We start from the raw sequence: 25,109 nt of genomic DNA on the forward strand, positions 1-25,109 counted from the left end.
ATTTCATTGATGTATTGGCATTAGGGATTTAAGTAAATCAGCTTGCAGGCTTCCTAAAAAGTGAACTGACGCCATAAAACTAGACAATAACTTAATCTGCCTTTAAGGACTGAACTCTGTATATGACAGGGCTCAGTCCGTTTAATTTTGTCTTAGTTTAATTATGGTTATAGGAAAATAGTTAATAAAAGAAGCCCGATCGGGTTAATTCACCAATTCCTGTGATAATAAACTGCACTCCCATACAAACTAATAAAAATCCCATTATTCTTGATATTGCATCGATGCCACTTGTCCCAAAAAATTTCATTATCATATTTGAGCTTTTCAAACAGGCCCAAAGAATAATGGAGAATAAGAAAAAAACTAATGGTGGAGCAACTAAAACAACCCAATGAGGGTATTCACTTTCATTTGTGATGACAGATGAGGCCATACTGATGATCATTGCAATTGTCCCTGGCCCCGCAGTACTTGGCATAGCTAAAGGAACGAAAGCAATACTAGAGGTGTTATCTAATATCTTTGCTTCATCATTATTTTTGTTGGCTTCAACAACGGGAAATAGCATTCTAAAGCCAATATAAGCGACAATAAAACCGCCTGCGATCCTTAACCCTGGAATACTAACACCAAACGTATTCATAATCGCTTGGCCTGAATACCATGAAACAAGCATAATAAAAAAAACATAAATCGGCGTTGTATTTATGGTTTTCTTACGAGCATCAATCGTCATTCCACCCGATAAGCCAAGAAATAATGCAACAGTTGTTAATGGGTTAGACAAGGGTAATAATACGGCGAGCCCAATACCAATTGCAGTTAATAATTCAAACATGTCAACTTCCTATGTAATTAGAGCAAGAAATTAAGAATTTTATGACTATATTTTAAGCTAATATCATCGTTTGATTTATCCTCTAAATTTATTGAGAAAAGAATCGAACTCTTATCTTTACCTATAGATACACTATGAATAAGATGAAAAATTTTATTTTTGGAATCATGTGACTTAGCTAATTGGTAGAGACTAATTAAGGACAATAAAACATAAAGCTTATTAATGTGCTTAGGGTTAGAAATAGCACTAATATTCAATAGTATCGTATTTTTTAATTTATCTGAATTAAGGTCTTTAGATGTCATGCTGCTAATTTTTTGCAACATAAAATTCATTTTACGTGACTCGATTTGCTGAGCACTACTCAGTGGAATGATATATAGCATCAATATCACAATGATAATGGAAAAAATAAGTGCAATTGAGGTGTTAGCAAAGTAAGAAAAATCAAAATCCATTGGATTAGTAAAATTAATGAGAAATATCATGGAAATACATACGACATGAGAGAGCAAAAAGGCGAGTTTACCTACGGATTTTAAAACACCAAGAATTAAAAATATTGGAGCCATGATCATTACAGCTTGAAAATAACTAGATGCTTGAATTAAAAAGTAAAACTTCAATATGTAGCTAATAATAATCACTAGAATGGCAACGACTAATATAATAAAGGCGAGTTTATTTGCATTGGGGATAGTCACGCCAAATGTAAATGAAATACTTACTAATACAGGGAGTATATAACCATATTCCCAACCTGTGTTTAGCCAAAATAATACGCTAATAACCAGACTGATCACTAGCCTAAGTGTATTTAAAAAAGCATCTTTCCAATCAAAAAAATAATAGAAACTGCTATCAGATAAATCATTCTCTTGCTTTTTAAAGTCTAAAAATTGTTTGTAGCTAGTGTATTTTAAAAAGTGCTTATCAACCATGCCCATGATAGAGAAAACGATAAGCATAGGTAACTGTTTCGCTTTATGCTTTGCTGTTTTAAACGATAAAAAATGGCTTTCATATTGACTTGTTTCATCATAACTAATGCTACTTTCTAATACATTTTTTAAGCTTGTATGAATTTTATCATTTCTTTGTTTGAACAGGTTTGATAATAACTGTTTTTTTTCTGTTTGTATTTTTTTATCGATTAATTTTGTTTGAGGTATATTCGACTGATTAGGCAGTAAGTAGGTTATAAAAGTGTACACGACAATCCCTATCATCACTTCCATTAACCGTTCTTGAGATAAGTTAAAAATTGTCATTGGTAATGGAAATACTGACGTACCGAAAGCAATGATTGCGGAGGTGTAACCCGATAACGAAAACAGATATGGCATCATATAACGCGAAATTAATGTCATAAAAAGACATATCGATAACCAAATAATGATTAATGCAGTAAAAATCCAATGATCGTTAATACTGATATTGGCAATGAGAGTAACAGCAATGACACCAATAACACTACCCGATAGCCTTGCAGCCATTTTAGCTAAGCTTAGCGATGGGTCTGGATAGCCAATAATAGCAACGGTCATCATCGACCAATATGGCTTATCAAAACCAAAATAAGAGGATAAAAACCAAGCAAGTAAAATAGCTAATGTATACTTGATTGCAAATAACCAGTTTAATTTCATTGCTTACTCTTCAATAAATACAGTGCAAGTTGTTCCTGGGATCAAAGATATATTTTGACTATTTTTCAGCGATATTTTGACTGGTACACGTTGCGCTAGCCTAACCCAAGGGTAATTGGGCTGCACATTTTCTAATAGTTGGTTACCTGTTGATGAGTTATTATCATCAATTGCACGACCGATACTTTGTACTTTTCCGCTTAATTCATTGTTATTGCTATATAGCTGTATTTTTGCATTGTCTCCTATAACCACATTTGTCATTTTAGTTTCTTCCAAATAGGCGATAACATAGTAGGAGTCTTTATCTACAATTGCGAATAAAGGCGAGCCAGCATTAATATAATTACCCGTTCTAAGGTTTAAGTTCGTGATAAAGCCATTTACGGGGGAGGTTATTTGCGTTCTTGAAAGATCAAGTTTTGCTTTGTTTATCTTTACTTTTGCCAATTCTATTTTTTGGGTCAGACTCGCTAGCCGAGACTGAGCATCTTCAAGCTCTTCTTTTGAAATGGCGACTTGGTTTAGTTTTGTACGCCTAGCGAGTTGGTTTTTTGCAAAGTTATGTTGAATAACCAGTTCGTTGAGTTCGAGTTCAGATTGGCGAACTTTAATTTCGTAATCTGTCGGGTCTATAATTAATAACAAATCACCTTTTTTAACTTCTTGGTTATCAATGATTAAAAGATTATCAATTTTACCTGAAACCTCAGCGGTCACTTGGTTGATCTCAGCTCTTATCCTACCATCACGAGTCCACGGGCTTAGTGCATAATGGTTCCATAGTAAATAAATAGAGGAAATAATGATGAACAAAGAGAGAACGATGATTAAATATTTTCTGATATTCATTTTTACCAACTAAGAATTAATAATGAAGTGTATGCATAAAATACATAAAAATAACATAGAGATATCAAATAGGTTCCCTGCATATTCATATTTGCTCATTAAATTTATATAAATAGTCCTAAAGATTAGCCATGAAAAGAACCCTAGAAAAAATACGAGTATGATCCCTGGTATAAAAACAGTTCCCCCTAAAATAAGATCTTTCATCAGTTATTCCACCATACAATGTATTTAATATTTCGTTGTACTGATATTTAGTAACTTGATATTTTTAATCTGAGACCCATTAAAATAACATGGGTTGTTATATCACTATATTATTCTAATGTGTAGTTGTATCGCATTAATAGTTAATTGATTGATATAACATACCATTAATTTATCTGGCGTTAGCGCTGTGGACTTAATGTGGAACATTAAACTTTTACATGCTATTGATAGCCATGTAATATACTATTTTTATAGGTTTTTTTCTTTATAAACAAGTTATTATCTATCTAAAACGTCGTTTTAACTACTTTTAAAATCAGGTAATTCAAATACTTTTTGAGTAACTAATATGGTTTTTATTATTTTAATGTGGTTTTTAATTATTTTTGAATAGCTACATCTTTATTTTTGTATGATGATTGAAACTGTATTATTAAAACAATAAACAGATTACAGTTGTCTTTATACAATTTATTTGGATTTAATGTTTTACCATTCTCATGTTGTGAGAGTGGGTATGCGAAATAATTAATAATAGACAAAAACCAACAGAGTCTCTTTTTTGAAAAAATCAAACAACTTTGAGTATGAAAAGTTAAATGATATGTTGTTATTGAGGTTTATCTAATTGAAATATAAGAGTATAGTTTCAATGGTAGATTGCATGAGATAAATCGAAAAATAATCTAGCTTTTCTAATTCATTATCTAAACTTAAAAGGCTTAAATGTAAATTGACACTTGAGTCTGGCCTCAAGCTAACAATAAGAATTAAGGGGAATAGAATGGATGAGCAATATGACGTGGTGATTATTGGCAGTGGTCACAATGGCCTCGTTGCTGGAGCAAAGCTTGCGCACAAAGGGCTTAAAGTTGTTGTATTAGAGAGTGAAGAGACAATAGGCGGGGCGGCTCGTACCGCTGAAATTACGCAGCCTGGTTTCCACCATGATTTGTATGCAACCAATATCGGGTTATTTTTAGGATCACCGTTTTACCAAGAATATCAAAGTGAACTGCATAAAAATGGTTTTGATATCGTGACCAGTGACCGCCCTTACTCCAATGTATTTCCAGATGGCGATGGGATAGGTGTTTACCAAGACCGAGCTAAAACCGATGCGATGTTTCGCAAATATTCTCCGCAAGATGCAGACAGCTTTTGGGTGTTACTCAGTTATTTTCAAAAAACCGTTGGGCATTTTGCACCATTAATGCAAATGGAGTTGCCATCTTTTAAAGCAGCTAAGCAGTTGTTTTCCATGGTTAGACATTTAGGCATGGGGGAATCGCTTAATTTGGCGCAATTAATTCTTAAATCCACACGGCAATTTTCAGAAGACTATTTTACGCATCCAAAAACTCGCGCATTATTTATTCCTTGGGCTTTTCACCTTGATTATGGGCCTGATGTAACAGGTGGAGCAACATTTTCATTTTTAGAAAGTTTAAGTGACCATCTTAATGGACTCTCCATTAGCCGTGGTGGCGTGGGAAATTTAATGCACAGTATTGCCAGAATTATTGAAAATCATGGCGGGAAAGTGCTGACTCAAAAAGAGGTTACTGAAATTATTATCGAAAATGGTAAAGCGATCGGGGTGAAAACCACATCGGGTCAAACTTTTGGTGCGAAAAAAGCGGTTATTGGTAATATTACACCAACACAAATCGTTAACTCGCTGATCAAAGAGCAGCACTTACCGAGCAATTATATTCAAAAAGCGAAGCGTTATCGTTATGGTGCGGGTACGATGATGTTGCACTTTGCATTGGATAAACCCCTTGAATGGAATGCAGGGGAAGATTTTTCTAACTTTGGTTATGTACATATTGGCCCGTATACAGACGATATTTCCGCAACCTTTGACCAAGCCCAAAGGGGGATTTTGCCCGATAGCCCAATGCTGGTGGTGGGGCAACAAAGTCGTAGTGACAGAACGCGTGCACCAGAAGGAAAAGAAACTTTGTGGGTACAAGTCAGAGCATTGCCATTTGCACCGACGGCGGATTCCCGAAATGAAATTGCCATGGGGGAATGGGGCTCAATGAAGCAGCAATATGCCGAACGTGTGATTGATAAAATTGCGGATTATGCGCCGAATATCAAACAGAATATCCTTGATTATGCAGTGTTATCCCCAGCAGATCTCATGCGGCATAACCGTAACTTGGTGAATGGTGACAGTGTATCGGGCAGCCATCAACTCAGTCAAAACTATCTTTTTAGGCCTTTCCCTGGGCATTCACGATATAAAACGCCGATTAAAAACTTGTGGATGATCGGTGCTGCGACGTGGCCAGGTGCTGGGCTTAATGCCATTTCGGGCTATTTGGTGGCAGACCATATTTTAAAGTAAAGCATTGAACTTCACTAAAATTATCGTGAGCCTGATTAGGTTCACGATAAAATTCCCTTTATAATAATGCTCACTAAGACGCGCGGGTGGAGTCCACGATGAACCGAAATGAATTGATCGCGTATATTCAAAATAATTATGGTGTTATCCCTGAGTACCCATGGGCAAGAGCCCCCACATTTGCGACCTTTAAACACGGCAATAACGGAAAATGGTTTGCGGTAATTATGGATATTGCTGCAAAAAAAGTAGTCGAAGGTGGAGGAGAGGAAAAAATTGATATCGTGAATGTCAAGGTACCGCCCGAGTTAGTGGGCTCATTGCGGTTACAAAAAGGGATTTACCCCGCCTACCATATGAATAAAGAACATTGGGTGACCGTGAAGCTAGGGGCGGAGGTAAATGCTGCAGAGCTGATGTCCTTGGTGAATGAAAGCTACCGTCTGACCACCTAATTTATGGTTTATCAAACTTTTCTGCCAGCCACATTCCACTTTTCTTCATGGAAAAACCAAACACTATACCAATGAGTAATGATTGAATGGTGATCAGCCATGCCCCCTGCGCAGCAAAAATGGTGCAGGTACCGACAAAGGTTCCAGGGATATATGACAACCACTGTTTTTTTGCTTGAATGCACATAAAAAAGGCCACAACTCCTGTGACGAAATAGCCGATAAAGCTTGGCAAGTTTTGCAAATAGCTACCGCTATGTAAGATAACTAATCCCCACACAACACCGCTGCTAACGGTTAGTGCGGTAATACCGAGGCCTTTGATGCCATCTTTCGGGTAGGCAAAGTAAGCCGTACAGCCCAGAAATCCTGCCCAGCCAATTAAGCCAAGTAAATCAGCGACCCATGCCCAAAGGCCCGAGAGAATTGCAGTAGTCAACGAAAGACAAAAAAGTAATTTCACAATAGCGACTTCAAATTAGGGTTAATCAATTTCAGAGAACCTTAGGCGGTTGCTTATGGTTACTCAGTGCGGCATTGTTATGCTTAATAAAAACAAACATATTATTGTCTCGATTCAGCTTTTGAGCTGATTAAATCATAAATACGCATGTTTTTAATGAAAGTTTGCGTTAACATATTAATAAATCAAGATTATTTGGGTTATCAATAGAGATGAGAGCAAACAAAGGCAAGCATTGTATCCAGCTGATCCCCTGGTTGCAATTTGTATCTGCGGTTATTTCTCTGAATTCACAACCTAGATCAACTGCAATCGTTTACCTGTGTTTTCACAAAGAAAAAGTATGAAAGCGTCCCCATTAAGGCGTATTTGCAAATGGTATATTTACTTTGCATTGCTAATGCCCTTGAATATATTTTAAATAGAGGATGGCTAAGCCTGCGTAACCCTATTACACAGCGTAGGCGGCATCCTCTATTTTCTTTACCACTTTAACGTACTTTGAGACTTTGGTAGAAGAAAATACGTATTGTATTTACCCAGCTTACCAGCCGACAGCGACACCGCATTAATTACTGGGTTATTTGCGTTATTTCACGCAATAGAACTACGTAGGTTTACATTTTGCCTAACTGGGTATTGCATCCCAGCGGCAAGTACTTTGCCGTCTTGATTACGGCCGATACCAATCCCTGTACTGAATCGGCTGTTTAGGGAATAGGGGATATTACTCATTGCCGTGACAGAGGCAATGCCAGAGTTAGCTTGTTTGGTGGTTTTATTTATTTTCTGTTTTATTTGTTATCGTTTGAATATGTGTCATCATCTGAATGACACCAGTATGCTATAGGCTTTTGGCTTAAATGATAAATCGCTTATACAAAGCTGTTTATTCGGGATATTGGCAGTGGGATAGTTTAACTCCAGTGTTATTTAAACAGGTGATGAGAAATTGTTAGCGATAGATAATTGTAAAATGATTAATTGCTTAAATGACACTTTTTGCATATTTTAGGTGAAGTTTGTTAAATAACATGGTATTTTTCTGCCAATCCGCATTGTACCTTGTTTTTACACGAAATTTTAAATTGCTTGGTCAAGCGAAGAAGCGAAAAAAGCATCAAGGTGCGAGTAAGGTTAAACCACAATGTCATTTTTTGCCTATTTTTGGCAAATGAAAAAGTTGATAATGTTTTCCATACTTATTTATTAGGCCATTCATTAGAAAAAGGCGTGCAAGCCTATCTCCTCTTAACGTGTTTAACGCGCGGTGTTGGGGTGCTTGCTTATGCAACTTTGTTCGCTTAGATAATTTGGCTGAGCAATAGATTCAATTATTAAGAATAAAGACTGAATTAATAGGATTTGAATTATGGCAGTAAGAGAAATTATTGAAATTCCCGATGAAAGACTGCGCATTAAATGCAGCCCTGTGACGGATTTCGCCGCGGTACAAACGTTAATCGATGATCTAATCGATACCATGTACAGCACTGATAATGGCATTGGCCTTGCTGCTACGCAAATTGCTGAAACCAAATCCATTATGGTGATTGATATTTCGGAAAACCGTGATGAACCGATGGTGTTTGTCAACCCTGAAATCGTCGAAAGCGAAGGGGAAACCAGTTACCAAGAAGGGTGCTTGTCAGTGCCTGAAATCTACGCGGATGTCGACCGTTTCTTACGTGTGAAAGTGAAAGCGTTTGATAGACACGGTAAAGAATTTGAGGTGGACAGCGATGAGTTTTTAGCCATCGTGATGCAACATGAAATCGACCACTTGCACGGTAAAGTGTTTCTCGACCACTTATCCACGTTAAAACGCAATATGCTGCTTAAAAAGCTGAAAAAACAGCAACGTTTAAAACAGCAGCAATAGTCATTGGAAGAGGCGTGTCAGGTTTGTTGGCCTGACACACAAATTTTATTCCCTAGGGCGAATAACCAACGGGGCGTCAGTCTCATCGAATTGCCCATAGCTGTTATTGAGCACCCGTTTTTGGTCTAATTGCTTAATTTCTTTGCTTAAAAAGTTTAAATGCTGTTGTAAATATTCTTTAGTCACACGTTCATTTTCAATAATTTTATGCAATAACTGAATAAATTCCTCAGTGATTGGCTGCTGTTCTTCGAACGCTTGCGTTAACGCGGTGAGGTTTTCCACCGCCAGGACGTACTCCGTTTCGCGGGAGACCAGTGTCTCCCATTCCCCAGATTGCGCTAAGGCAACTAAATTTTCACTTAATACTAAGACATTACGGTATATTTCTTGTAAATCGATAGGATTTTTATTGTCCACCTGATTATCTTTCATCCACATTTGCACCGATTTGTTGCCATGCAGAGGCGATATCGGAGAGTAACTGGTAAACTTCTTGGACATAAGCCACGTTGTTTTCGAGGTTGGCACGGAGTAGCTGCATTGTCATATACTCATACAAACTTGCTAAATTTTCCGCAAGTTCGCCGCCAGCTTCATAATTTAACGACTGCTTTAACCCAGTGTCAATGATGTCGATAGCTTTTGAGATTTCTTTACCTTTTTCAGCCACCTTCCCTTGCTGCATAAAAATCTCCCCGCGTTTCAGGGCACTAAGGGCCCCTTTAAACAGGATTTGGATCAGCTGGTACGGGGTCGCATTGGTGATTTCACTCTCCAAATCGACTTGCTGGTAGGCTTGCTGTGCGTGTCGTTGATACATATTTTTTAACCTAAAAGTCGGCCTAATGAGTTAGTAGTACTGTTGAGCGATGACATCATTTTATCGAGGTTTTGGAATTGGCGGCGATGCATATCCATGGTGTTTTCGATTTGCTTATTGGTCTGCTCAATACGTTTATCTAAACTTTTCTTTTTCTTTTGGATACCATCGGTGGCGTTGTGTAATGAACCATCTTTTGTATCTAAAGTACCTTTTAAAAAGTTAAAGTTTTCAGTCCCAAAACCGGTTTCTTTGCCGTCACCTGCAAAAAACACTTTTACACTTGATGGGTTTTCTTTAAGCGCTTTATCCAGAACCTTATTGTCAATTTCTAAGGTTCCATCCGTTTTCTGTTTGATCCCCATTTTATTCAGCGTATCGATTTCACCGCTATTTTGTGGCGAACGAACTTGTGTGCGCATCGTGCTTTGAATGATGCGCAACGTTGAGTCACCAATCAGCGGCCCGTTGGTTTTGTTAGGGGTTGTTCCACTTTCATTTGGGGTGTATTTGGTAAGTTCTTTGGCTAAGGTTTGGAATTCATTATAGGCATCCACCCAGGCTTTAATTTTCGCTTTAGCGGGTTCGATATCTTCAGAAACCATTAAATGGTCTGCTTTACCTTCCTCGCTTTCTTTTTTGAGTGTTAATGTTAAACCTGGAAATAAGTCTTTGGCTTCATTGGTCTGAGACTCAAGTTCGAAGCCATCAATGGTTAAGTGTGCATTCTGAGGAGCAACTTTTTGCTCCATACCGCTAGTTTTCTCATCTTTGATGATAATTTTGCCGTCTTTATCAACATCAGATTCCACATTTAGTATTTTAGCCAGTTCATCGTCACCTTCCACATTAATGCTAATGCGGTTGTCAGTACCTTCTTTTTTCGAGGTTACGACAAGGTGATATTGATTATCTCGGTCTTTAATAACAGATGCGGTAACACCTTTATCAGTTTTATTAATTGCATCAGCGAGCTCGATTAAAGACGTACTTTGGTCATCAAGTTTAATCACAATCTTATCTTTTTCTTCTTTTTGTGAAGGCTGAGTGATCGTGATGGTACGTTCTTTAGCATTACTGCCTAAGAGTTGCTTGTTATCAGAATGGCCTTTAGTGGCGATAGTTTGCGCTTTTGCCAGTTGTGTGACTAATACATCATGCACACCAGCAACAGCTTTACCGTCAGTTTTGACATCAAAGGCTTTATATTCACCAGTGACTTTGGTGGTGCTGATATCGCCGTATTTTTTTAAATCTTCTGCGGCTTTTTTCAGTTTCTCTAAAGACGACTGCATTTTGCCATAGGCGCTAATTTGCGCATCATAGCTGGCTTTTTGGGTGGTTAATGGGTCAAGGCGACGACGTTCCATCGCCTCTATTTGGTCCATTTGTACGTTTAAATCTAAGTTTGCCCCGATACCGAGTGTGGATATTCCTGCCATGTTTTCTCCTACGCTATTCTCGTCATCCTTCAAGTTGCAGGGGGTTGACTTCGTTCAGCTAGCCGAATCACATACTTGTGTATGCTCATCGGCCTCTCTTCACTTGTCGCCTACCTGCAACCCGAATGATTTAGAGTCTATGCCTATGTTATTAACTCTGAAATAGAGCCTATTTAGAGTCTTATCGGCAAAACGGAGCAAAATTTTAGACTATTCTGAAAAACAACGATGGCGGGAAGTAACGAGGTAAATCTAGGTATTTATCCTTATTAGGGGTAAATAACTCGAAAATTGATAAAAATAAAATAATTCCAAGCAAAATAATAAAGTAAAAAGCGGCTTCCAGTGCAGGTTTTGCCGTCATTGATGAAATTTTTATTCAAAAAGCCTAAAGGGGTTTTGGTTACAGCCGATAAACATATTGCTGACGAAAATCACTCAGTTAAGCACATAGGCTTAGCTTATTAATTTGAATAACAAGGACATTACCATGGCACAAGTTATTAACACTAACATTCTGTCTCTGACTACTCAGAACAATTTAAACCGTTCACAAGGCGTATTAGGTTCTGCAATTGAACGTTTATCTTCAGGTTCACGTATCAATAGCGCTAAAGACGATGCAGCAGGCCAAGCGATTGCTAACCGTTTTACTGCAAACGTTAAAGGTTTAACCCAAGCTTCTCGTAATGCGAATGACGGTATTTCTATTGCGCAAACCACTGAAGGTGCATTGAACGAAATCAATGATAACTTACAACGTATTCGTGAATTAACAGTTCAAGCGAAAAACGGTACTAACTCTAACTCTGACTTAACTTCAATCCAAAATGAAGTTACAGAGCGTTTAGCTGAAATTGACCGTATCTCTAAAGAAACTCAGTTTAACGGTGTTAAAGTTCTGAGCGGTGAGAAAGCTGAAATGAGTATCCAAGTGGGTACTAATGATAACGAAGTTATCAAATTTAATTTAGATAAAGTTGATACTACTGAGTTAGGTGTTGCAAGCGATAAATTGTTTACTGAAACTACCGCTAAGAAAGGTGTTACTGCTGCGGGTGGTGATGCAGATTTAGATGCGATTTTCAGTGGCGCGACAGCTTTAGATTCAGGAATTACTTCTTTGAAAGAGCATACTATTGACGGAGAAGCATCGGGTCAATTTGTTGCTGAAGTGGGCGGGAAAGAATATTTAGTGAGCAAGTCTGATTTAGTGCTAGATGGTACTGATGTTAAATTAAAAGCAGCACCTACAACTGAATTTAAGGCTGATGCAGGTAAAGATGTAAAAACTTTAGACGTTAAAGGCGATGCGCTGAAAACGTTAGATGATGCAATCAATAAAGTTGATGAAAGCCGTTCTAAATTAGGTGCAATTCAAAACCGTTTCCAATCTACTATCAACAACCTGAACAACTCTGTTAACAACCTGAGTGCTGCACGTAGCCGTATTCAAGATGCTGACTTCGCAACAGAAGTTTCTAACATGAGCCGTGGCCAGATTCTGCAACAAGCAGGTACTGCTGTGTTAGCACAAGCTAACCAAGTTCCACAAGGTGTTCTGAGCCTGTTACGTTAATTCGTGATTAGTTGATGATATTGAAGGCCAGCGATGCTGGCCTTTTCTTTATCGAACGGTCGTCATACTTCAAGTTGTAGATGCGTTGGCTTCACAAGGTCACCCGAATCACATACTTTAGTATGCTCATCGGGATAACCTTGATTGCCGCCTTCCTGCAACTCGAATTATTTAGACCTTGCTTTAGCATTCAGTTAAAGTCTGTATGGTTTTTAGCACTGGTTTTGGCACAGCTGTAAATTAATATATTTGATAACAGAATAAATATAATAATAACCAAAGGATAATTAACCAGAAAACCAGACTCATAAACATAGGGTAGGGCAATTCCGCCAAAGATATCCCCTGTCAAAAATGCAGTTTGTATTAAACCAAAAATATGTTCAGCATTCCCTTTGCGGGCAATCTCCATCTCAACCAAGTTGATCAGTAGTGAGCAAACGGTTCTAAACATATACATGGCAATAACCGAGATGGCGAAAACAATCGGGGAGCTAAATTTTATCGACCAAAACATGCCATAGAGCATCAGCATGCATAAACCAGAAAAAACGAGTAATGAGATAGGTTTATCTTTGTCAGAAAAAATAAACATAAAAAGGTTCTTGAGTACTAACCCAGAAATAACGCCTAATGACATCACAAGGCCAACATTCGCATCTGAAAAATGCATGTTTTTTAAATACACAGGAGTAATGGGAAAGATCAGTGCCCAACTGGCGCCACTGATAATAAATGCAATAAATAAAATTAAATCTGCTTTACTGAGAAAAGGAAAAAATGAAATGCCTTTTGGGGAATCTTTTTTCACTAATGGTTTCTCAGTTTTTGGTATTTTTAATGAAGGAATGGCTACTATGGTGATTAATACCATGACCCCGCTAATCAATAAGGCGGAACGATATGGAGTTTGAACGATAATTGATAAAATCGTCACTAGCCCTCCTGCAATAAAAGCCCCAAGGCTTTGTGCAACTGTGCTTAAATTATCGGTGTGTAGCAGGACTTTATTTTGTTCCTGTTTATCAATATTAAAAATTAGTGATTTTAGCGCAATAGCGATAATACTCGCACCCATCCCTGCCATCAAACCTGAAGTCACGGCGATAGCCATCCCTGTGGGATAGGCTCTAAGAACAAGGCCACAGCCATACAGGAAAAAGCCCACAATTAAACCAGTCTTAGTACCAAATCGGGATAGCCCTTTGGCATAAAATAGTGAGCACGCCCCCGCAACCGCCATCATTACGTATGAAATTGAAAATAACTTCAATTGCGCCTGCTGTTCCCAATAGATGGGCTGCAATGTTTTGGATATCCACATTGGGAAAAGAAAGAAAAAATAAAAGAAATATATTTTGTATGCCATTTTTATTCTTAACGGTTTAAGTTAAAATTTAAAGTTAATTATTTCATAAAGGTCATACTTGATTTTTTAATTAAACTCATCTGCCGTTGCATTGGTGAATGTAAAAATACATTATGTAAATTAAATCTGTCAAATAGTAATTTTTTACCTTGTTAGCCTGAATAATTTCAATGTTTAATTAATATTAAATAGATTTAAGAATTATATTTTTTATATAATCTATTAGTCCGATTATTTTCATTGTCATTACTTCCCATAGCAAATGCTATGTTTACCTTGGTTATGATGCATAGCGCCAAGCGCGCTTGTTGTTTACCAATAGCTTCATTTGTTTTAAGGGGGTTAACCCAGCTTACAGCTAATAGCAAAGTCTAAAGCCAAAACCTGCAATTTAATGAAAAAGCTACCTTTTAACAAAATAACCACGCCCACTTGTATTACCCATCAAATCTCTTGAAAGTTGTGTTAAAACAACCATTAACCTCGTGAATATTCAAATTTTGCCTATTTAGGATAAGGGAAATAAAGCCACATTTAGTGCCTTACTCTACGGATTGAAATCAAAACCAACACAGATAATGGGTACCTTTTATAAAGCTTGAAGGGTGATTCAGGTTGTGAGTGATTTGTATACTGCCGAAGGTGTGATTAATAAAAATAGCCTATGGGAGCGTTATTACCCTCTAATACGCCATGAAGCCCTGAAACTGCAAGTTAGACTACCCGCCAGTGTTGATATCGACGACCTAATTCAAGCGGGGGGCATTGGTTTACTGCATGCATTGGAACGTTTCGATGTTACCCAAGGGGCATCGTTCGCCACCTATGCGGTGCAGCGTATTCGTGGCTCAATGCTTGATGAACTGCGCAGCCGTGACTGGGTACCGCGCAGCGTGCGCCGCCAAGCAAGGGAAATGACCAAGGCGATTGGCGCGCTGGAACAATCACTGGGGCGCAGCGCGACGGAGCCAGAAATCGCTAAAGCGCTGGATATTGACCTTGCAGAGTATCGCCAAGCACTGCTAGATACCAATAATAGCCAGCTATTTTCCTACGATGAGTGGCATGAAGTTCACGGGGAAAGCTGTGAGCCGCAAATGGATGAGAGCGACGGTGGTAACCCGCTAAGCTTGCTGATGGAGTCGAGCTTAAAGTCGCAAGTGATGGCGGCGATAGACCAGCTACCAGAGCGTGAAAAAATGGTGCTGACGTTGTACTACCAAGAGGAGCTGAACCTGAAGGAGATTGGTGCGGTGCTGGAGGTGGGGGAGTCGAGGGTGAGTCAGCTTCATAGTCAGGCTATTAAGCGCTTGCGCGGTAAGTTGCGATGATGCTCGTCATACTTCGCACCACAGCGTTGTTGGCTTCATGAGTTCACCCTAGTCACATACTTATGTATGCTCCTAGGGCTAAACTCACTCGCCGCCTAGCTGTAGCACGAATTATTTAGAGCATTTACATCGAGGGAATAATAAGATTGAAATGGTTTCCCTCGCTGATTTCTAAACATGAGTGCCTTTCTCGAAGTATCTTTTCTAGTCTTCTACCCACAATCCGAATTATTTAGAGCATCTGGAGCAGGGGAATAATAAGATTGAAATGGTTTCCCTCGCCGATTTCTAAACATGTGTGTCTTTCTCGAAGTATCTTTTCTAGTCTTCTACCCACAATCCGAATTATTTAGAGCATCGCAACGGAGTTGAAAGAATTTTTTGAGTTTATTATGTGTGAATTGGTTAGGGCATCATTGTTGAATTAAAAAGTATTTTCTTGAATTTATTGTGAGTGAGTGCCTCAATCCCTATCGGCGGATTTGGCTAAATAGGTCTCCGCGGTGGTGTGCCAAGCTCTTGGTGATTGGGTGAAGCCCAATTTCAGATATTCGGTGAGATTGCTGTCGGTGGAGAAAAATAAAATTTGGCAGTCGGGGGGAAGTTCTTCGGCGGCAATGCGCATTAATTGACGGTCGATGCCGTGTTTTTGATAATGTGCGTCAATGGCAAGTTCGCAGATATAACAGCAAGAACTAAAATCCGTGACCGCGCGGACAAACCCCACCACTTGCTCATCGTCCCATGCACTAATCAATAAATCCGCGTTATTCAGCATTGCATCTAATTGAGTTAGATTATCGGTTGAAACCGTTTCTCTAAACGGTGACTGAAGAATTAACCGAATAAAATCTTCAACTGATATGGCGAAATTCATTTTATAGCTCAGGCGGCTGGTAATAGCATCCATAGGGTTTCCTTTGCAATCAATTAGCTCTTTTATAGGTTTAGCCTGAAATGGTGAAAATTTCCTGTTTTTAGGGGGATTTATCAATAATTTCTGTGTTTATGGAATGGTAGTTCGCGTGAAATCAACAATATCGTTATCTATTGAATGGGCTGATTAATTAATATATTTAATTTTTAACCTTGTTCGGCTATTCCAATTATTGCTTAAATATCTTAAGTTAAATTCAATGCTGCCATTATATTTTCAAAATACACGCGGCAAGGTAAAGCACCATAAGAATTCTATTCAACAAATAAATGAACGAGATATGACTATGGAACTAAAGGATTATTACAGCATCATGGGTGTAAATCGCACTGATGATTTGAAGACCATTAAAACCGCATATCGCCGCTTAGCGCGCAAATATCACCCTGATGTTAGCAAAGAGCCCGATGCGGAAGCGCGTTTTAAAGAAATCGCCGAAGCGTGGGCAGTACTAAGTGATAAAGAAAAGCGTGCAGAATACGATGAGATGTGGGAACACCGAAACGACCCTTATTTTAACCAAGGGGCTCAAGGCCAGCAAAGTCATTCATACTCCCAGCAAGGTTTTGATTCAGGGAATTTCGATGATATTTTCTCATCGATGTTTTCTCAACGTGCACGTAGTGGTAGCACAAGGCAGCCACGTAGCCACCGCGGTCAAGACCTCGAAGTTGAATTGGCTATTTTCCTCGAAGAGAGCCAAGAATCACACAAACGCACCATAAGCTACAATTTACCAGTTTATAATGCCTACGGTTTTATCGACAATGAAATCCCCAAAACATTAAATGTGACAATCCCTGCAGGGGTTATTGATGGGCAACGCATTCGCTTAAAAGGGCAAGGTACCGCAGGGGAAAATGGCGGTGAAAACGGTGATTTATGGATTACCATCCGCATTGCACCACACCCATTATTCGATATTAAAGGGCATGATTTGGAAATCGTGGCGCCTTTAGCACCTTGGGAAGCTGCGCTAGGCACCAAAATCACTATTCCGACGCTCAAAGACCCTATCGTTATTACGGTTCCTGCAAATAGCCAAGTGGGGCAAAAATTACGGATTAAAGGAAAAGGACTGGTACACAAGGGGCATGCCGGTGATTTATACGTGATTATAAAAGTGGTGATGCCAGAGAGCAGTGATGCACAATCCAACGCACTGTGGCAGAAGTTGGCGGAGGCACAACAGAGTTTTGACCCGCGTAAGAATTGGGGAGGAAAATAATGGAACAGTTAACAACACTAACCGTTATTGATTTCTGTATTCATACAGGTATCGCTGAAGATGAATTACAGGAAATTGTCGGGCTGGGGATAATCCAACCGATTGAAACAACTCATGAATGGTTATTTGACGACCAAGCCGTGATTATTGTGAGAAGGGCGGTGCGTCTTTACCATGAGCTAGAGATTGATTGGCCAGGGATTGCAATGGCCATGAGCTTGATGGATCAAAATGATAGACTGCGGCGTGAAAATGAGATGCTGCGGTTACAGCTCAAACGTTTTATTGATGAATAATACCAATAATTAATCAAGTCACAGCTGTTGGGATTAGTGAGTATTGAGCAAAAAATGCAGGCTAATTTCTCATAAAAAAGCCCTTATCATGGGAATAAGGGCATAATGACGACAACGAGATTTTTTATTGTTAATTAAATGGCTGCCGCTTGGGCAATTAATTTACCGAGCGCTTGCCAGTCTTCTTTGTCAATTAAGTCATTTGGCACCATCCACGAGCCACCGCAGACTAACACCGATGGTAACGCGTTGTATTCCTTAATGTTTTTTACACCGATACCGCCCGTTGGCATAAATTTCACTGGGTAAACAGCGCTCAGGGCTTTTAGCATGGCAACGCCGCCAGAGGCTTCCGCGGGGAAGAATTTTAAGGTGGTCAGGTTAAACTCAAGGGCCTGTTCGACGAGGCTTGGGTTATTCACTCCAGGAATAATAATCACTTTCTTTTGTTGGCAATAAGCGACGATTTTGGGGTTAAAACCTGGGCTAACAATGAAGTCCACGCCTGCATCAATAGCTTGGTCAACTTGTTCAGTGGTTAACACGGTGCCAGCAGCAATCAGCAATTCAGGGTAGGCGGCACGCATATTTTTAATGGCTTGCACGGCGGCAGGGGTACGAAAAGTCACTTCCGCACACGGCAGGCCGTTTTCCACCAAGGCTTTAGCAAGTGGTGCGCCATGTTCTGCATGATTAATGGTGATCACGGGAACAACGTTCAGTTTTTTAATTCTTTCAATCAGTTGATTCATGGCTAAAGCCCCTTAACATTTTCCTAAATCGGTGGTTGGCATGGCCTCGGCAGGAATAATTGCTCCCCGGTGTTGGATAACAGTTCCTGCCAGTAAGTGGCCAGTTTTTGCCGCGTCGCACGGTGTGCCGCCCAAAATGCGGCAGGCAAGATAACCTGCACTGAACGAATCCCCTGCGGCGGTGGTATCAATAACGTGACTGACTTTATTTGCTGGCACTTCATAGCGCTCATTATCAATGATCACGTAGCAGGCCTCCGCACCACGTTTGATCACAATCTCATTCACGCCATACAGTTGCGTACGCGAAATGGCTTCGATTTCGTGGCAATCCCCATACAGAAGTTGCTCGTCATCAAAGGTCAGAAACGCGATATCGGTTAATTTTAATATTTGTTGGTAAGCCTGTTGTGCGGCTTCTTTTGATGGCCAAAGAGCAGGGCGATAGTTATTATCAAACACAATTTTCGCACCGTGCTGTTTAGCTTGTTGCAGTATTTCCATTAAAAGTTGGCGAGCTGAGTCAAGTAAAATCGCTAAGCTGATGCCACTTAAATAAATAAATTGTTGTGAATTAAGAAGTTGCTGTGTGTGTGCTTTGCTGTTTTCATCCAACCAAAATTTGGCGGCCGCGTTATCGCGCCAATAAAAGAAACGGCGTTCGCCATCAGCGGAGGTTTCAATTAGGTACATCCCTGGTAAATGCTTTTGTGAAATTGAGACAGCTTCAGTATTAATACCTTCTTGCTGCCAGCTATCCAGCATTTGTTGGCTGAATGGGTCTTTTCCTAAACCAGTGATATAGCGTGTTGTCACACCCTGTTTTTGAGTTAAGCGAGACAAATACAGCGCAGTGTTTAGCGTGTCCCCACCGAAGGCTTGCTTATACAGCTCCCCCGACTTTTGCAATTCAACCATGCACTCGCCAATGACGGCAACTTGCGGATGTGTACTCATTTTTATCACCTGCGCGATTACTGACCTGATGAGGCTATTAAAACGCATTTGGTACAGAAACTCAATAAAAATGAAACGCCGTTTTAAAAATAATGAATCACTGTTCTTGTTTTTATGAGGTTCGACAATTATGCTATGGCGTATCGCGTGGTTTTAATTGGCTTTATGATATTAATTATCGCGGCCAATCTAATAGGATGAAGAAAATAACATGGATAAGACGACTCAGACTGATGCCGTATCTGCAGTGGTGAAAGTATTTAGTATTCTCAGTGCGTTAGGGGAGCAAAAAGAGATTGGTGTTTCTGAGCTATCCCAGCGTTTATTAATGTCAAAGGCCACCACCTTTCGTTTTTTGCAAACCATGAAACAATTGGGCTATGTGGAGCAAGAAGGTGAGGCAGATAAGTACTCACTGACATTAAAGCTCTTTGAATTAGGCGCAAAGTCCCTTGAATATGTGGACTTAATTGAAATCGCGGATAAAGAAATGCGCCATATTGGGCAAATAACCCATGAAGCCGTGCATTTAGGGGCATTGGATGAAGATGCCATTATTTACATTCATAAAATTGATTCCAGTTATAACTTGCGCATGTATTCGCGGGTAGGCCGCCGTAACCCACTGTATTGCACAGCAATTGGCAAAATTTTACTGGCTTGGCAAGATGAAGAAGCCATTCGTTTAGCTTTAAAAGATGAGACGTTTACCCAAAAAACGGATACAACCATTTTAAGCATCGAAAATTTGCTGGTGGAATTAGCTGCAGTGCGGGAGTGCCATTATGCGCAGGATAGAGAAGAGCAAGAACTCGGTTTGCGTTGTGTTGCGGTGCCTGTGTATGACCGCTTAGGTCATGTGGTGGCGGGATTATCGATTTCATTCCCAACCATTCGTTTTGATGAACAGCAACTTGATCATTATGTAAAATTGCTCAAAACATCAGGCCGCCGTATTTCAGAAAAAATGGGATATCACCATTATCCATGATATTGATGATATCGGGTTATTTATGAATTCAGTTTTTGGGTAAATAACTCGGTGTATTCAAATTCCTGAGTCTGCTCTGGATTGCCTGAGCTTGTGGCTTCAGGGTATGGTTTATTACCTGGTCGGTCACGTGTTAGGCTCCACATCGAAACAAGGTTTAACCCTATTTTCTTAGCAAACTCGCTTAAGATATCCGCATCATGGAAACTAAACATAGTCAGGTCATCGTTTAAACCAATCATCGGTGTGATTTGAACATAATCATACATTTCTTTATCACCAACGGTTGGGTAGAACGGCTTTAATTGGTTCTTAATGCTGATGGCCGCTTTGATAGCCGCATCGCCGAGACTGCTGATATTCGGGTCATAGTAGTCCATTGCCATGCCATTCACTTTCATGACTAAACCAGCATCCACTGATTTTTTGACTAAATCTAGCCCTGTCCCTGTGAGTCCTGTAGGCAGGGTGGGTAAGGTTAGGCTTAGGGTGATCTCAGGGTTATTTTCGATAATCACTTTTAACGCAGCAAACGCCTTGTCTGCATCATAGAGGCCGTTCTCAAAGTCTAAATCGATATGTGATGCGCCAAGTACATCTATCACCTCTTGGTAGGTTTCAATGAGTTGTTCCAGTGGTTGTACGAGGGAAACATCTTGGTTTGCTGCTCCCCCAAATGAAACGGCAACGTTGACACCAGCTGTAATAAGTTCATCCGTTAACGGTTTTGCCCAGCTAATTGGCATCGTAGGTTGGGCTGACCATGCTGCTTGTTTATCACGAGTTGCGGTTAAAAAACCAAGATAAAGAATATCAACGCCATATTTGATAGCCGCTTGGCTGTATTTCGCATTAGGCCTGCCATTCGGGTAGTTTTGCCAATCGTTCCAAGTTGCATCTACGCTGACATCGATATACGGACCAAAATACGTTTTATTCATTGTCTATCCTTTCGCAGGTTAAGTGATATAAAGTGAAATTTCGCCCTCAATAAGTTAATCAGTCAATTGAGAGGGTAAGGTTACTTTTATAAAAAATAGCGAATGGAACAAGATTAAAAATTGTTAGTAATCTACTAGGTTACAGTCTCAGACAGCAGAATCAGCTCATCGGTCTGTTTTTACTTACCGCCTATTTTCGGCTCGGACGATTTCTAGCAAGATTAAAAAATTGCAGGGACCTAATAGATTGTAATAACAGACTTTAATAAGTGATTGAAGATTAATGCTGCGTAAATACTAGATTCTTAATAAAATTTATATCAATCAATTGATTTTATATCTAATGTGAATTATCTATTTGAATAATAATATTATTATAAATTAATATTTAATTATTCCTATTCGGTACTACTGTTTTGCGTATAATGTAAACTTATCGAAACAGTAGGGTATCTTTATGTTTAAAAAGGCTATTTTTATTATCTTTCTTAGTTTCACTTCTTGCGGCTTTGCCAGCGACTTTACCTTTAAAGAGAAATCACCCGTTGATCGTCAGTTTGATAAAGACTACCAAGGGGTTAAAAAATTACAGGCAGAACAGAAGTTTGTCTTTGATCCCAAAAAGAAACTTTCGCCAGAAGAACAAAGTTATCAAGCTTTACTTGAGCAGCGTGACGCCGACGAAAATGCCTTGTTTAGACATTTCAATGTTTGTGATGTTAACCCAACGGGAGCAGGATGCCCGAGTGCAACGCCATGGATGAACGATCGCCAGCAAATGAAAAAGATGTTGGAACAAGCGGGTCGGTATAATTAATTGTTGAACCATTAATTATTAAATTATGAGGGAGCAATAAGCTCCCTTGTTTATTTGGGGTTATACAGATTCAGGAAATGTGAGAGTTGCCCCGGGAGATTCTCGACTCAAATGAATGAAATTCATATGTTTTTCATATTGATCGAGAATATCACTAATAACCTGCTCTTTAGTGTAATCCATTAAATCGTTTCCTTGCGAACCTTCCCATAAAAAGGTTTCTAAACGGAAATAATGGGATTTCCCTGAACGGGCACGATAGGTAAAACCAGGAACGGAATAACGTTGTGGCCACACTTGGTAAATAAAGCTTTGCTCTTCACCCAAGTCAACAGTGAGCTCTAGATGGTCTAACCGTTCATCGGAAATGGGGGGAAGAATGCTAAACTCGACCTTCGCTCCCCTTAAACTCAGCTCTTTCGCCACGTCTTGCATCGCAGGGATGCATACTAAGTCCAACATTCTTTGCGTATAAGAGGTTCCTGGGAAGTTCATGACACGGCCTAAACGCTGCTTCCAGTTTAATGTGCCGTTGCCATACAGTGGCGCGGGCGCATTGGTATTTAAGGAACTGACTCGTCTAAAATCCTCCACTTTTAATGATTTATACAAGCCTGCCATAATAAAGAAAATCACAAAGCTAAAGGGGAGCCCCATAATGACCGTGGTGTTTTGTAACGCAGCAACACCATCGGTCATCAGCATACCTAATGTGAGTAAGCCAATGGCGACTGACCAAAAAATACGTAACCAATTAGGGGCATCATTATTGATGTCACTGAGTTTTGACGTGAAATTCCCCAGTACCAGTGAGCCAGAATCTGCGGAGGTGACGTAGAAAAGCAACCCAGTGATCGTGGCAAGTGAAGCGGTTAGGCCAAATCCAGGATAAAGCTCAAGGAGGGAATAGAACCCTTTTTCAGGGGCTTCCAAGACCGTTTTTGCGAGTTCGCTATTTCCGTGAATAATTTCATACAAAGCACTATTACCAAAAATGGATAGCCATAATAGAGTGAAAACAAACGGAATAATTAAGGTGCCAATCACAAACTGGCGGATTGTTCGCCCCCGTGAAATACGCGCGAGGAATAACCCGACAAATGGAGACCATGCTACCCACCATGCCCAGAAAAACAGGGTCCAGCTATTCATCCAATCCGTTGGGCGGTCAAATGCGAAGCTGTTGAGTGTCATCCCCATAAAGCGGTTAACGTAGTCTCCGACATTTAACACGAGTGCATTGAGTAAGAATTCGGTATCACCAACAAATAATATAAATAAAATCAGCCCTAAAGCGAGTAGGACATTAAGTTCGGACAATACCCGTATGCCTTTATTGACCCCTGATGTGGCGGATATGACTGCCATCACAACGGAAAGGAAAATTAAGCCACTTTGTACGGTTAACCCTTGTGGTAAATCAAATAGGACTTTTAAGCCATAATTTAGCTGGACGACGCCGATCCCCAGGGTGGTGGCAATTCCGAAAATAGTCCCCAAAACGGCGGCGATATCGACAGTATGGCCGATTGGGCCATCAATACGCTTGCCAAATATTGGATAAAGAGCGGAACGGATCGTTAGGGGTAAATTATAGCGGTAACTAAAGTAGCCTAATGCAATTCCCATTAAAGCATACATTGACCAGCCCGTTAGGCCATAGTGGAACAGTGTCCACACCATCGACTGACGAGCTGCTTCTAATGTTTGGCCTTCGCCTGTTGGCGGTAGCATATATTGTGTGACAGGCTCTGCCACGGAGAAAAACATTAAATCAATCCCTATCCCTGCAGCAAATAACATGGCTGACCAACTTAGCATACTAAATTCAGGTTTGGATTGTTCTGGCCCAAGTTTGATATTTCCGAAACGAGATGTTGCGACAAAAATGACGAACACTATGTATAACGTTGCAGCTAACAGGTAATACCAACCAAAGGTTTTTGATACCCAACCAAGGGTAGCGACGATCCATTGGTTTGCTGTTTCGGTCATTAAGATGGTGAAAAAAGAAAACGCGAGTATTAGACCCGCGGAAGTGAAAAAAACCACAGAATTTAATTTGTCTTTCTGCTGATTTTTCGAACTATTGAGAGTTGTCATCGGCAGTTCCACATTTTTATTTATTTAACAGGTGAAAAATTATTATTCTTGCTAATTAATTGAAATTTAAGCAAGTTAACCCTATTTTATCCTATTCCCCTCCGTGAAATTGTGAATTAATTGTGACAAATGGTAGTTAATATTGATTGAACATTCAATTAAAAAAACGTTTAATAAATGGAGACAATGTGTTTTTAGGTTAAGAGCTCATGCCGAAAATAGGTATTCAATCGATACGTAAACAGCAATTAATTCAGGCAACGTTAGCGGTAATTAATGAGGTTGGAATGCAAGAGGCCAGCTTTGTATTAATTGCACGTAAAGCGGGTGTTTCCACGGGAATTATTAGCCATTATTTTCGTGATAAAAACGGTCTACTCGAAGCGACTATGCGACATATTCAATATCAATTGGGCTTTGCCGTTGCGATGCGTTTGAGAATGTTAACGGGTGCAGACGCTAAATCGCGTATTCAAGCCATTGTGGAGGGTAACTTTGACCCAACACAGACGAGCGAGGCGGCAATGAAAACGTGGCTCGCGTTTTGGGCAAGTAGCATGCATCAGCCAAGTTTAAATCGTTTACAGCAGGTCAATGACCGACGTTTATATTCAAATTTAAGTTATGAATTTGGGCGCGTGCTGGCAAAAAATGAGGCGCGAATGGCAGCTAAAGGCCTTGCGGCACTTATTGATGGACTGTGGTTGCGTAGTGCGTTAAGTAACGAAACCTTCCCTGTTTCCGATGCGTTAACAATAACGAATGAGTATATCGAAATGAAACTCGGCGAGGTATACGAAGCTCAAACCTAAAATAATTTTACAGGAGA

At 39.7% G+C, this 25,109-nt stretch carries 24 protein-coding genes; 10 read left to right on the top strand and 14 right to left on the bottom strand.

What is annotated here, in order from left to right:
• Positions 1–181: 181 nt before the first annotated feature.
• The 3 genes from PSF27_RS02175 to PSF27_RS02185 are packed head-to-tail and all read right to left on the bottom strand — an operon-like array spanning position 182 to position 3,345.
• On the bottom strand, positions 182–841 hold the full coding sequence (locus tag PSF27_RS02175; protein WP_206083876.1) for a MarC family NAAT transporter: 660 nt from the start codon (positions 839–841) through the stop codon (positions 182–184).
• 17 nt (positions 842–858) lie between these two features.
• Positions 859–2,493, bottom strand: a complete 1,635-nt coding sequence (locus PSF27_RS02180) for an FUSC family protein (RefSeq protein ID WP_272680789.1) — start codon at positions 2,491–2,493, stop codon at positions 859–861.
• Between the two features lie 3 nt (positions 2,494–2,496).
• Complete coding sequence (locus PSF27_RS02185) at positions 2,497–3,345, bottom strand: efflux RND transporter periplasmic adaptor subunit (RefSeq protein WP_206083878.1); 849 nt, start codon at positions 3,343–3,345, stop codon at positions 2,497–2,499.
• Positions 3,346–4,339: 994 nt separating this feature from the next.
• On the opposite strand from PSF27_RS02185, the gene PSF27_RS02190 reads away from it, so the two are divergent.
• Both PSF27_RS02190 and PSF27_RS02195 read left to right on the top strand, forming a co-directional pair.
• Positions 4,340–5,914: a phytoene desaturase family protein gene (locus PSF27_RS02190; protein WP_272680790.1), complete on the top strand. Its 1,575-nt coding sequence runs from the start codon at positions 4,340–4,342 to the stop codon at positions 5,912–5,914.
• Between the two features lie 98 nt (positions 5,915–6,012).
• Positions 6,013–6,369 (top strand): MmcQ/YjbR family DNA-binding protein, encoded by a 357-nt coding sequence (locus PSF27_RS02195; RefSeq protein ID WP_272573699.1) that lies wholly within the window; start codon positions 6,013–6,015, stop codon positions 6,367–6,369.
• 1 nt (position 6,370) lies between these two features.
• On the opposite strand, the gene PSF27_RS02200 is transcribed toward PSF27_RS02195, so the two are convergent.
• Both PSF27_RS02200 and PSF27_RS20980 read right to left on the bottom strand, forming a co-directional pair.
• Positions 6,371–6,832 (bottom strand): DUF1097 domain-containing protein, encoded by a 462-nt coding sequence (locus PSF27_RS02200; protein ID WP_272680791.1) that lies wholly within the window; start codon positions 6,830–6,832, stop codon positions 6,371–6,373.
• A gap of 594 nt (positions 6,833–7,426) precedes the next feature.
• Positions 7,427–7,567, bottom strand: a complete 141-nt coding sequence (locus tag PSF27_RS20980) for a hypothetical protein (protein ID WP_272680792.1) — start codon at positions 7,565–7,567, stop codon at positions 7,427–7,429.
• A gap of 637 nt (positions 7,568–8,204) precedes the next feature.
• Here PSF27_RS20980 and def point away from each other — a divergent pair.
• Complete coding sequence (gene def / locus PSF27_RS02210) at positions 8,205–8,714, top strand: peptide deformylase (protein ID WP_206083884.1); 510 nt, start codon at positions 8,205–8,207, stop codon at positions 8,712–8,714.
• A gap of 45 nt (positions 8,715–8,759) precedes the next feature.
• Here the strand turns inward: def and fliT are convergent, their stop codons facing one another.
• The 3 genes from fliT to fliD are packed head-to-tail and all read right to left on the bottom strand — an operon-like array spanning position 8,760 to position 10,979.
• Positions 8,760–9,149, bottom strand: coding sequence for a flagellar protein FliT (gene fliT, locus PSF27_RS02215; protein ID WP_206083885.1), 390 nt, complete (start codon positions 9,147–9,149; stop codon positions 8,760–8,762).
• On the bottom strand, positions 9,139–9,537 hold the full coding sequence (fliS, locus tag PSF27_RS02220) for a flagellar export chaperone FliS (RefSeq protein ID WP_004909969.1): 399 nt from the start codon (positions 9,535–9,537) through the stop codon (positions 9,139–9,141). Before fliS ends, fliT begins: the two co-directional genes overlap by 11 nt.
• Positions 9,538–9,542: 5 nt before the next feature.
• On the bottom strand, positions 9,543–10,979 hold the full coding sequence (gene fliD / locus PSF27_RS02225; protein ID WP_272680793.1) for a flagellar filament capping protein FliD: 1,437 nt from the start codon (positions 10,977–10,979) through the stop codon (positions 9,543–9,545).
• Between the two features lie 490 nt (positions 10,980–11,469).
• Here fliD and PSF27_RS02230 point away from each other — a divergent pair, with 490 nt between their 5' ends.
• The gene (locus PSF27_RS02230) at positions 11,470–12,558 is read left to right on the top strand and encodes a FliC/FljB family flagellin (RefSeq protein ID WP_272680794.1); all 1,089 of its coding nucleotides are present in this window, start codon (positions 11,470–11,472) and stop codon (positions 12,556–12,558) included.
• Between the two features lie 190 nt (positions 12,559–12,748).
• Here the strand turns inward: PSF27_RS02230 and PSF27_RS02235 are convergent, their stop codons facing one another.
• Complete coding sequence (locus PSF27_RS02235) at positions 12,749–13,927, bottom strand: MFS transporter (RefSeq protein WP_272680795.1); 1,179 nt, start codon at positions 13,925–13,927, stop codon at positions 12,749–12,751.
• A 617-nt stretch (positions 13,928–14,544) separates the two neighbouring features.
• On the opposite strand from PSF27_RS02235, the gene PSF27_RS02240 reads away from it, so the two are divergent.
• Positions 14,545–15,258: an RNA polymerase sigma factor FliA gene (locus PSF27_RS02240; protein WP_206083888.1), complete on the top strand. Its 714-nt coding sequence runs from the start codon at positions 14,545–14,547 to the stop codon at positions 15,256–15,258.
• Positions 15,259–15,721: 463 nt separating this feature from the next.
• On the opposite strand, the gene PSF27_RS02245 is transcribed toward PSF27_RS02240, so the two are convergent.
• Positions 15,722–16,168 carry a GNAT family N-acetyltransferase gene (locus PSF27_RS02245; protein ID WP_206083889.1) on the bottom strand — a complete coding sequence of 149 codons (447 nt, stop codon included), beginning with the start codon at positions 16,166–16,168 and terminating at the stop codon, positions 15,722–15,724.
• 313 nt (positions 16,169–16,481) lie between these two features.
• On the opposite strand from PSF27_RS02245, the gene cbpA reads away from it, so the two are divergent.
• Positions 16,482–17,423: a curved DNA-binding protein gene (gene cbpA, locus PSF27_RS02250; protein ID WP_206084379.1), complete on the top strand. Its 942-nt coding sequence runs from the start codon at positions 16,482–16,484 to the stop codon at positions 17,421–17,423.
• Positions 17,423–17,719 (top strand): chaperone modulator CbpM, encoded by a 297-nt coding sequence (locus PSF27_RS02255; RefSeq protein WP_206083890.1) that lies wholly within the window; start codon positions 17,423–17,425, stop codon positions 17,717–17,719. The genes cbpA and PSF27_RS02255 overlap by 1 nt, the downstream gene beginning before the upstream one ends.
• Before the next feature lie 134 nt (positions 17,720–17,853).
• On the opposite strand, the gene PSF27_RS02260 is transcribed toward PSF27_RS02255, so the two are convergent.
• Together PSF27_RS02260 and PSF27_RS02265 are read right to left on the bottom strand one after the other, a co-directional pair.
• Complete coding sequence (locus tag PSF27_RS02260) at positions 17,854–18,471, bottom strand: bifunctional 4-hydroxy-2-oxoglutarate aldolase/2-dehydro-3-deoxy-phosphogluconate aldolase (protein WP_206083891.1); 618 nt, start codon at positions 18,469–18,471, stop codon at positions 17,854–17,856.
• Between the two features lie 12 nt (positions 18,472–18,483).
• Entirely contained in the window at positions 18,484–19,428 is a 945-nt protein-coding gene (locus PSF27_RS02265; protein ID WP_272680796.1) for a sugar kinase, read from the bottom strand.
• A gap of 211 nt (positions 19,429–19,639) precedes the next feature.
• Between PSF27_RS02265 and kdgR the strand changes: the two genes are divergently transcribed.
• Positions 19,640–20,419 (top strand): DNA-binding transcriptional regulator KdgR, encoded by a 780-nt coding sequence (kdgR, locus tag PSF27_RS02270; protein WP_272573693.1) that lies wholly within the window; start codon positions 19,640–19,642, stop codon positions 20,417–20,419.
• Between the two features lie 20 nt (positions 20,420–20,439).
• On the opposite strand, the gene PSF27_RS02275 is transcribed toward kdgR, so the two are convergent.
• The gene (locus tag PSF27_RS02275; RefSeq protein WP_272573691.1) at positions 20,440–21,360 is read right to left on the bottom strand and encodes a chitinase; all 921 of its coding nucleotides are present in this window, start codon (positions 21,358–21,360) and stop codon (positions 20,440–20,442) included.
• Between the two features lie 457 nt (positions 21,361–21,817).
• Between PSF27_RS02275 and PSF27_RS02280 the strand changes: the two genes are divergently transcribed.
• On the top strand, positions 21,818–22,177 hold the full coding sequence (locus tag PSF27_RS02280) for a hypothetical protein (RefSeq protein ID WP_206083895.1): 360 nt from the start codon (positions 21,818–21,820) through the stop codon (positions 22,175–22,177).
• A 60-nt stretch (positions 22,178–22,237) separates the two neighbouring features.
• Here the strand turns inward: PSF27_RS02280 and PSF27_RS02285 are convergent, their stop codons facing one another.
• A complete protein-coding gene (locus tag PSF27_RS02285; RefSeq protein WP_206083896.1) occupies positions 22,238–24,280 on the bottom strand; it encodes a choline transporter in 2,043 nt (680 codons plus the stop codon).
• Between the two features lie 209 nt (positions 24,281–24,489).
• On the opposite strand from PSF27_RS02285, the gene betI reads away from it, so the two are divergent.
• Positions 24,490–25,092: a transcriptional regulator BetI gene (gene betI, locus PSF27_RS02290; RefSeq protein ID WP_272680797.1), complete on the top strand. Its 603-nt coding sequence runs from the start codon at positions 24,490–24,492 to the stop codon at positions 25,090–25,092.
• Positions 25,093–25,109 lie beyond the last annotated feature (17 nt).

The organism is Providencia sp. PROV129 (assembly GCF_028482245.1).
Classification (GTDB): domain Bacteria; phylum Pseudomonadota; class Gammaproteobacteria; order Enterobacterales; family Enterobacteriaceae; genus Providencia; species Providencia vermicola.

Coding starts and splice junctions, on each gene's coding strand:
- PSF27_RS02175 (WP_206083876.1), bottom strand. CDS start 841: ATGTTTGAATTATTAACTGCAATTGGTATTGGGCTCGCCGTATTATTA.
- PSF27_RS02180 (WP_272680789.1), bottom strand. CDS start 2,493: ATGAAATTAAACTGGTTATTTGCAATCAAGTATACATTAGCTATTTTA.
- PSF27_RS02185 (WP_206083878.1), bottom strand. CDS start 3,345: ATGAATATCAGAAAATATTTAATCATCGTTCTCTCTTTGTTCATCATT.
- PSF27_RS02190 (WP_272680790.1), top strand. CDS start 4,340: ATGGATGAGCAATATGACGTGGTGATTATTGGCAGTGGTCACAATGGC.
- PSF27_RS02195 (WP_272573699.1), top strand. CDS start 6,013: ATGAACCGAAATGAATTGATCGCGTATATTCAAAATAATTATGGTGTT.
- PSF27_RS20980 (WP_272680792.1), bottom strand. CDS start 7,567: ATGAGTAATATCCCCTATTCCCTAAACAGCCGATTCAGTACAGGGATT.
- def (WP_206083884.1), top strand. CDS start 8,205: ATGGCAGTAAGAGAAATTATTGAAATTCCCGATGAAAGACTGCGCATT.
- fliT (WP_206083885.1), bottom strand. CDS start 9,149: ATGAAAGATAATCAGGTGGACAATAAAAATCCTATCGATTTACAAGAA.
- fliS (WP_004909969.1), bottom strand. CDS start 9,537: ATGTATCAACGACACGCACAGCAAGCCTACCAGCAAGTCGATTTGGAG.
- fliD (WP_272680793.1), bottom strand. CDS start 10,979: ATGGCAGGAATATCCACACTCGGTATCGGGGCAAACTTAGATTTAAAC.
- PSF27_RS02230 (WP_272680794.1), top strand. CDS start 11,470: ATGGCACAAGTTATTAACACTAACATTCTGTCTCTGACTACTCAGAAC.
- PSF27_RS02235 (WP_272680795.1), bottom strand. CDS start 13,927: ATGGCATACAAAATATATTTCTTTTATTTTTTCTTTCTTTTCCCAATG.
- PSF27_RS02245 (WP_206083889.1), bottom strand. CDS start 16,168: ATGGATGCTATTACCAGCCGCCTGAGCTATAAAATGAATTTCGCCATA.
- cbpA (WP_206084379.1), top strand. CDS start 16,482: ATGGAACTAAAGGATTATTACAGCATCATGGGTGTAAATCGCACTGAT.
- PSF27_RS02255 (WP_206083890.1), top strand. CDS start 17,423: ATGGAACAGTTAACAACACTAACCGTTATTGATTTCTGTATTCATACA.
- PSF27_RS02260 (WP_206083891.1), bottom strand. CDS start 18,471: ATGAATCAACTGATTGAAAGAATTAAAAAACTGAACGTTGTTCCCGTG.
- PSF27_RS02265 (WP_272680796.1), bottom strand. CDS start 19,428: ATGAGTACACATCCGCAAGTTGCCGTCATTGGCGAGTGCATGGTTGAA.
- kdgR (WP_272573693.1), top strand. CDS start 19,640: ATGGATAAGACGACTCAGACTGATGCCGTATCTGCAGTGGTGAAAGTA.
- PSF27_RS02275 (WP_272573691.1), bottom strand. CDS start 21,360: ATGAATAAAACGTATTTTGGTCCGTATATCGATGTCAGCGTAGATGCA.
- PSF27_RS02280 (WP_206083895.1), top strand. CDS start 21,818: ATGTTTAAAAAGGCTATTTTTATTATCTTTCTTAGTTTCACTTCTTGC.
- PSF27_RS02285 (WP_206083896.1), bottom strand. CDS start 24,280: ATGACAACTCTCAATAGTTCGAAAAATCAGCAGAAAGACAAATTAAAT.
- betI (WP_272680797.1), top strand. CDS start 24,490: ATGCCGAAAATAGGTATTCAATCGATACGTAAACAGCAATTAATTCAG.